Raw genomic sequence first — 2,254 nt, 5'->3', positions numbered from 1 at the left:
TCGCCAACATCAAAAAAGCCGCCGCGTATTACGGCGTGGACGTGCACGAGAACAGCTGGCGCGAGCTCGGACGCTAAGCCGCTTGTCGACGCGTGCAACGGCCCTGGGCGCTTTGGTCCGGGGCCGCATCGGCGTCACGAAGATGACCGCTTTTGCTGGCAAAGCTTTCTTCAAGGGAGCAAGCTCGTTCGATGACGCACGGTCACAGAGAGCCCTATTCCTTGCGCGCGCCGCTGCGTTTCGACTTCGACGGCACGGCAAGCAAGGCAGATCCGTTCGCCTTTTTCGCCGGTCTGCGGGAAGCCGGCCCGGTCATTCCCGTGAAACTTCCGTTCGTCGGCAAAGCTGGATCACCACGACCCACGAAGCCACGTCGGCGATGGTGAAGGACAACGTCTTGTTCGTGCAGGAGGCGCGCCATGCCGGTAAGACGGGCGTGGCCGGTCTGGCGTGGTGGATGCCGGCTTCGCTGAAGCTGATTACCAACAACATGCTGCTCAAGGACGAGCCGGACCATCGGCGTCTGCGGAAGCTCGTCGACCAGGCGTTTCACGCCGCCGGGTGCGGGATATGCGCGGCGAGATCGAGGGCATGGCGGACAAACTTCTCGACGGCTTCGAAGGCCGCGAGGAAGTGGACCTGGCCACCGCGTTCTCACGCCGCCTGCCGCTCGAGGTGATTTGCGTTCTGCTCGGCCTGCCGGATGACAATCGGGAGGCCTTCTCGGGCTGGGCCAAGGCCGCGACCTCGATGCGGAGCAGCTTCGGCATCTTCCGCGCTTTCCTGTCGATGCGCGGCGTGATCGATTATGTGCGCGGACAGATCGAGGAGTGCCGGCGGCATCCGCGCGAAGGCGTGATCAGCGAACTGGTGCGCGCCGAAGAAGATGGGGACAAGCTTAGCGAGGACGAGCTGATCTCCATGGTCTTCTTGCTGCTTTTGCCGGCTTCGAAACCACCACGCATCTCATCAGCGACAGCATCATTGCGCTCGAACAGAACCCGGTACAGAAGGCTTATCTTTTCGCCGATCCGGACGCCCGCATGGAGCGCGCGGTCGAGGAGCTGGCGCGCTACAACACGCCTGTCCAAAGCACGAAGCCCCGCTATGCATCGCGGGATTGTCAATTTTTCGGGCAGACTCTAAAGCGCGGCGACATCGTCATGGGGCAGCTCGCGGCAGCGAATTACGATCCGGCCGTTTTCGACGAGCCCGACCGGCTCAAGCTCGACCGCCTGCCGAACCCGCATCTCGTGTTCAGCTCGGGCATTCACTTTTGTCTGGGCATGCAGCTTGCCCGCGTGGAGGTGCAATCGGCACTCGCGCGTCTCTACGCGCGCTATCCCAATCTCGCGCTTGTGGCGCCGGACGACATTCAATGGATCAAGCGCTTCGGCCTGCGCGGCGTCACCGCGCTGCCGGTGCGGCTGAACGCCGAGCGCGTCCGGCAGGCCGCGTAAACTCAGTCGTCCTCGTGACAGCCTTCCTGCGCGTTCCAGCCCTGGCCGGGCCTGCAGCCTTTCTTGATCGCTTCCAGCTGCCACGTCGGCAGTTGTCGCTGAGGCTTCGGCTTCACGTAGCCCTGCACGCATTTGTTGCCTTCGAGCCGATAGCCGGGGCCGCAATAGCTCGCGGCGTTGCGCTTCAGGATGCACTTGCCGTCGACCAGGACCGAGCGTGATTTGCACTTGGGTGCCGAGGCCTTCTTCGGCGCCGGCGCTGGTGCTGGTGGAGACGCCTTCTTGTCGGGCGGCGGCGGCGCTGCGGCTTTCTCGGAGCCGTCGGGGGCCTTCAACGTCACGACGCGCGTGCCTGCATGAGGCATGAAAATCTCGATGCAGTCGCCTGGCCCGTCGGCGACCATCCAGGGATGGGTGAGAAAGGTGTCGAGCGTTACTTCCTCGCCGTTGTTGAGGCCGGCGTAGTCCTTCGGCTGGCCGCTGAAGTCGAGCCACAGAATGCTGCGATACATGCCGGATTTGTTGATGAAGGTGACCTTGGCCGGCGCATCGCTGCCTTTGGATTTCACGCTGAACAGGTCTTTGCACGACGGATCGGCGCCGGGACTGGACGCGGCCGCTGGCTTCGGCGCCGGTGCTGGGGGAGTCTGCGTGGGGACCGACGGTGCCTCGGCCGCCTCGAGCTTTTCGATATAGGCGCGGGCGAGATCGGCATAGAAGCCGCTCGGATAGTTTGCCAGAAACGCCTCGAAGCCCGCGGCCGTGCCGAGTTCCTTGGCGCTGTCAAAAGCCTC

5 protein-coding genes are annotated in these 2,254 nt (G+C 63.8%); 4 read left to right on the top strand and 1 reads right to left on the bottom strand.

Annotated elements, in window-relative coordinates:
- Positions 1-191 precede the first annotated feature (191 nt).
- Genes AUC71_RS19340 through AUC71_RS17580 form a run of 4 tightly spaced genes read left to right on the top strand, consistent with a single transcriptional unit; the run spans position 192 to position 1,460 of the window.
- A complete protein-coding gene (locus AUC71_RS19340) occupies positions 192-386 on the top strand; it encodes a hypothetical protein (RefSeq protein WP_083238192.1) in 195 nt (64 codons plus the stop codon).
- Positions 380-679: a hypothetical protein gene (locus tag AUC71_RS19335; protein WP_158007754.1), complete on the top strand. Its 300-nt coding sequence runs from the start codon at positions 380-382 to the stop codon at positions 677-679. The genes AUC71_RS19340 and AUC71_RS19335 overlap by 7 nt, the downstream gene beginning before the upstream one ends.
- The gene (locus AUC71_RS19885) at positions 634-1,146 is read left to right on the top strand and encodes a cytochrome P450 family protein (RefSeq protein WP_162273649.1); all 513 of its coding nucleotides are present in this window, start codon (positions 634-636) and stop codon (positions 1,144-1,146) included. The genes AUC71_RS19335 and AUC71_RS19885 overlap by 46 nt, the downstream gene beginning before the upstream one ends.
- Positions 1,044-1,460 carry a cytochrome P450 gene (locus tag AUC71_RS17580; RefSeq protein ID WP_083238190.1) on the top strand — a complete coding sequence of 139 codons (417 nt, stop codon included), beginning with the start codon at positions 1,044-1,046 and terminating at the stop codon, positions 1,458-1,460. The genes AUC71_RS19885 and AUC71_RS17580 overlap by 103 nt, the downstream gene beginning before the upstream one ends.
- A 2-nt stretch (positions 1,461-1,462) precedes the next feature.
- Here AUC71_RS17580 and AUC71_RS07860 read toward each other — a convergent pair.
- A partial coding sequence (locus tag AUC71_RS07860) for a VHL beta domain-containing protein (RefSeq protein ID WP_483127803.1) occupies positions 1,463-2,254 on the bottom strand: 792 nt, incomplete at its 5' end.

It is taken from the genome of Methyloceanibacter marginalis (genome assembly GCF_001723295.1).
In the GTDB taxonomy this organism is placed as follows: domain Bacteria; phylum Pseudomonadota; class Alphaproteobacteria; order Rhizobiales; family Methyloligellaceae; genus Methyloceanibacter; species Methyloceanibacter marginalis.
Note: the sequence above shows the minus strand (reverse complement) of the source record. Positions and strands in the feature narration are given on the sequence as shown.

Coding starts and splice junctions, on each gene's coding strand:
- AUC71_RS19340 (WP_083238192.1), top strand. CDS start 192: ATGACGCACGGTCACAGAGAGCCCTATTCCTTGCGCGCGCCGCTGCGT.
- AUC71_RS17580 (WP_083238190.1), top strand. CDS start 1,044: ATGGAGCGCGCGGTCGAGGAGCTGGCGCGCTACAACACGCCTGTCCAA.
- AUC71_RS19335 (WP_158007754.1), top strand. CDS start 380: ATGGTGAAGGACAACGTCTTGTTCGTGCAGGAGGCGCGCCATGCCGGT.